Annotated in this window: 4 protein-coding genes; 1 reads left to right on the top strand and 3 read right to left on the bottom strand. The window is 71.1% G+C overall.

The features are described 5' to 3' along the window. Together AC1DP0_RS18345 and AC1DP0_RS18340 are read right to left on the bottom strand one after the other, a co-directional pair. On the bottom strand, positions 1-1,766 hold a 1,766-nt coding region (locus AC1DP0_RS18345; protein WP_478087216.1), incomplete at its 3' end, for an AMP-binding protein. 4 nt (positions 1,767-1,770) lie between these two features. Beyond that, the gene (locus tag AC1DP0_RS18340; protein WP_478087214.1) at positions 1,771-3,138 is read right to left on the bottom strand and encodes an MFS transporter; all 1,368 of its coding nucleotides are present in this window, start codon (positions 3,136-3,138) and stop codon (positions 1,771-1,773) included. A 71-nt stretch (positions 3,139-3,209) separates the two neighbouring features. Between AC1DP0_RS18340 and AC1DP0_RS18335 the strand changes: the two genes are divergently transcribed. Further along, positions 3,210-4,214, top strand: coding sequence for a GlxA family transcriptional regulator (locus AC1DP0_RS18335; RefSeq protein ID WP_478087212.1), 1,005 nt, complete (start codon positions 3,210-3,212; stop codon positions 4,212-4,214). Between the two features lie 32 nt (positions 4,215-4,246). Here the strand turns inward: AC1DP0_RS18335 and AC1DP0_RS18330 are convergent. After that, positions 4,247-4,690, bottom strand: a 444-nt coding sequence (locus AC1DP0_RS18330; protein WP_478087208.1) for a Rossmann-fold NAD(P)-binding domain-containing protein, incomplete at its 5' end; no start/stop codon positions are given.

The following is a 4,690-nucleotide window of genomic DNA, read 5'->3' as shown; positions in this document are numbered from 1 at the left end:
ACCTGGTGCAGGGCCGCAACCGCACCGACCTCCGCGCGGACCCGCGCGACGAGCTCTCGCCGGATCCGGTCGCCGTCCGCCTCGCCGTCGATGCCCGACTTCAGCACGACGAGCGCACGCGGCACCTGGCCCTTGAGCTCGTCGTGGACGCCGATGACGGCGCACTCGGCCACGGCCTCGTGACCGGCCAGGGCAGCCTCGAGCGACCCGGTGGAGAGCCGGTGACCGGCGACGTTGAGCACGTCGTCGGTGCGGCCCATGACGTAGAGGTAGCCGTCCTCGTCGAGGTAGCCGCCGTCACCGGTCAGGTAGTAGCCGGCGTAGGCGGAGAGGTAGGAGCTGACGTAGCGGTCGTCGTCGCCCCAGAGAGTCGGCAGCGTGCCGGGCGGCATCGGCAGCTTGATGCAGATCGCTCCCTCGACCCCCGGGTCGACCGGCTCACCAGTGCCGTCGAGGACCTGCACGTCATAGCCCGGGACCGCGACGGTCGGTGATCCCGGCTTGATCGGAAGGAGCCCGATCCCCTTGGGGTTGCAGGCGATCGGCCATCCCGTCTCGGTCTGCCACCAGTTGTCGATCACCGGCTTGCCGAGGGCGGCCGAGGCCCACTCGTAGGTGTCGGGGTCGAGTCGCTCCCCCGCGAGGAAGAGGGTCCGGAAGACCGAGAGATCGTGGTCGGCCACCTTGGACGCCGTCGAGTCCTCCTTCTTGATGGCGCGGAACGCCGTCGGCGCGGTGAAGAGGCAGACGGCGGCGTACTCCTCGATGACGCGCCAGAACGCGCCGGCGTCGGGTGTGCCGACCGGCTTGCCCTCGTAGAGGACGGTCGTCGCCCCGGTGAGCAGCGGCGCGTAGACGATGTAGGAGTGACCGACGACCCAGCCGACGTCGCTCGCGGTGAACATCGTCTCGCCGGGCGCGACGTCGTAGAGGTTGGCCATCGACCACCGCAGCGCCACGGCGTAGCCCCCGCTGTCGCGGTAGATCCCCTTGGGCTTCCCCGTCGTGCCGGACGTGTAGAGGATGTAGAGCGGGTCGGTCGCCGCGACGGTGACGCACTCGCTGCCCTCGCGGGCGGCGTCGCCGGACTCGAAGTCGGCCCAGTCGATGTCGCGCTCACCGAGCTCGGCGGCCCGCTGCTCGCGCTGGAGGACGACACAGTGCTCGGGCTGGTGCTCCGAGCGCCGGATCGCCTCGTCGAGGAACGGCTTGTAGGGCACGACGCGGCTCGGCTCGACGCCGCACGAGGCCGACAGCACGACCTTCGGGGCCGCGTCGTCGATGCGGGCGGCGAGCTCCTGGGGCGCGAAGCCACCGAACACCACGGAGTGGATGGCGCCGATGCGGGCGCAGGCGAGCATGGCGATGACGGCCTCGGGGACCATCGGCATGTAGATGACGACCCGGTCGCCCTTGCTGACCCCGAGCCCGCGCAGRCCACCGGCCACGGCGCGCACCCGCTCCAGCAGGACGGCATACGTCATCGTGCTCTTCGTGCCCGTCACGGGCGAGTCGTAGTGGATCGCCGCCTGCTCGCCACGGCCCGCGATGACGTGGCGGTCGACGGCGTTGAAGCACACGTTGAGCTCGGCGTCGGGATACCACCGGTAGAACGGCGGCCGTGAGTCGTCGAGGATCCGCGTCGGCGGCGTCACCCAGTCGATGCCCTCGGCAGCCGCGCGCCAGAACTCTTCCGGGTCGCGCAGGCTGGCGTCGTAGATGCGCTGGTATGCCGTCACGGCGCTCCCGCTCATGCCTTCACTCATGGCCTCACTGTGCCGCCGGGACCGCCTCCGCGCCAGAGTCCGTGCGCCGAGGTGACGCATCTGACAGACGAGCGGTCGTGATCGCGACGCACATCGCGGCCGCAGCGAGGCACAGGACGCCGGCGACGTACCAGGCCAGGTCGTAGGTGCCGAGATGGTCGCGGGCGAGGCCCGCACCGAGCGCCGCAGCGGCCGCCCCGAGCTGGTGCGACGCGAAGACCCAGCCGAAGACGATCGGGGCCCGCTCGCCGTAGGCGCTGCGGCACAGGGCGATCGTCGGTGGCACCGTGGCGACCCAGTCGAGACCGTAGAAGAGCACGAACGCCAGCATGTTGACGTGCATCGAGTCGCTGAAGAGCGAGGGCAGCAGGAACAGCGAGCCGCCGCGGAGGGTGTAGTAGCCCGCGAGCAGGATCCTCGGGTCGACCCGGTCGGTCAGCCAGCCCGAGAAGATGGTGCCGACGACGTCGAAGACACCGACGAGCGCGAGCAGGCTGGCTGCTGTCGTCGTCGGCATGCCGTGGTCGTGCGCAGCGGGGATGAAGTGGGTGCCGACGAGGCCGTTGGTCGACGCGCCGCAGACGGCGAAGCTGCCGGCGAGGAGCCAGAACACCCGGGTGCGGGCGGCCTGGCGCAGGGTGTCGACGGCGAGGCGGGCGGGGTGGCCCGTCGGCCGTGGCGGACGCGCCACCGGGGTTCCGGCGGGCGCACCGTAGGCCGTGATGCCAAGGACGCTCGGGTGGTCGTGCAGCTTCCACAGCACGAGGGGGACGACGGCCAGCGCTGCGACCGAGGTGGCGATGGCTGCGCTGCGCCACCCGTGCTGCCCTGCCAGCCAGGCGAGGAACGGCAGGAAGACGAGCTGGCCGGTGGCACCCGCAGCGGTGAGGATGCCTGTCACGAGGCCGCGCCGCTCGACGAACCAGCGGCCCGTCACGGTGGCCACCAGCCCCATGGACATGGCACCGGTGCCCATCCCGACGACGATCCCCCAGCACAGCACGAGCTGCCACGACTGCGTCATCCAGACCGGCAACAGGGACCCGACGCTGACGAGGAGGAGCGCCACGGCGATGACGCGCTGGATGCCGAGGCGCTCCATGAGGGCTGCGGAGAACGGCGCTGCCAGCCCGAAGAGGACGAGGTTGACGGAGACGGCACCGCCGATGACGCCCATGGGCCAGCCGAACTCGTCGTGCAGCGGCGTCATGAGCACGCCCGGCGTGGACCGGAATCCCGCCGCCCCGATGATCGTCAGGAACGTGACGACGGCGACCCACCACGCGGGGTGGATGCGACGCGCCTCGGCCGAGGGCAGCGGCGCGCCCTGGACGTTTTCATCGGAGGCGGAGTGTCGGTCAGTGAGGCTCACGGGTCAAGACTGTGGCATACGCCAGCCGTCGAACGAGTGGCCAGTCGGACATCATGTGCAAGGATCTGGCCATGAGGCACTTGGCAGGACGTCCACACCTCGTTGTCGTCCTGGCTCTCGACACCGCCATCGCATTCGAGATCGGGCTCCCCCACCGCTTCCTGCGGGCGGGCGCGCTCGACCCCGGCTGGCCCGGACCGCTCACGGGAGCGGACCCGCCCTACGACGTGCGTCTCGTGACGCTCGACGACGGGCCCGTGACGACCTCGGCCGGGTATGCCGTCCTGCCGACCCACCCGAACACCGAGCTCGCCCACGCGGACACCATCGTCGTCCCCGGCATCAACGGCGACATCGTCGAGACCGGCGTGCTCCCCGAGGAGCTGCGCCGCCTCGCCGCGACCGCACGCCCGAGCGCGCGGTGGCTCTCGATCTGCACCGGTGCGTTCGTCCTCGCGGCCCTCGGGAAGCTCGACGGGCGCGAGGCCACGACCCACTGGTGCCACGTCGATGCGTTCCGCCGGCACTTCCCCGACGTGCTGCTCAACCCCGACGTGCTCTACGTCGACCACGGCGACGTCCTCACCTCCGCCGGAAACGCCGCCGGCATCGACCTGCTGCTCCACGTGCTGCGCTCGGACCTCGGCACCGAGGCCGCCAACCGCGTCGCCCGGGGCGCGGTCGTCGCGCCGTGGCGAGCCGGCGGTCAGGCCCAGTTCATCGACCGTCCCGTGCCCGATGAGTCCGGTGCCGGCACCGGTGCAACTCGGGCCTGGGCGCTCGAGCACCTCGACGAGCCGATCACCCTGTCGGACCTGGCCCGTCATGCGGGCACGAGCGTGCGCACCTTCACCAGGCGCTTCCGCGAGGAGACCGGCGAGACGGCGGGCACCTGGCTGTCACGCGCTCGCGTCGACCGGGCCCGCCACCTGCTCGAGACGAGCGACCTGCTGGTCGACCGTGTGGCTGCCGCCGCCGGCTTCGGCAGCAGTGCGTCGCTGCGTCAGCACCTCRCCGGGTCGGTGGGCCTGTCACCTCTGGCGTATCGCCGCACCTACCGCGCCGAACCGGCCTGACGCCAGGCGCCCGTCCGTCACGCGGCCGTCCGTCAGGTCGCCACCGGCAGGTGAGGGTGCAGGGGCGAGCGGCCCTGGAACGAGAGGATGGCGGGGTTCTGGACCACACCGCCGCGGATCTCGATGGCGCGACGGATCGTCGGGTTGACCTCCCACGCCTCGGGGCCGGCCATGACGGTCGGCAGGAAGGGCAGCAGCGCCTCGCTGATCTCCCAGGTCGCGGCATCCCAGAGGTAGGACGGACTGTGGTCGACCGCGTAGTAGAGCACGTGGTCGCCGACGAGGAACGTCGGGTCGGCGAAGCTGGTGGGTCTGGCCCAGCTGAAACCCATCCCCTCGTCGCACGAAACGTCGATGACGAGGCTCCCGGGCCTCATGCGTTTGAGGTCGTCCTCGGTCATGAACGTCAGCGGGGCGTCGGTGTCCTGCAGCACGCAGTTGACGACGATGTCGTGCTCGGTGAGGTAGTCCTCGAG

The sequence above is a fragment of the Terrabacter sp. P5_B1 genome, from assembly GCF_056400505.1.
Note: the sequence above shows the minus strand (reverse complement) of the source record. Positions and strands in the feature narration are given on the sequence as shown.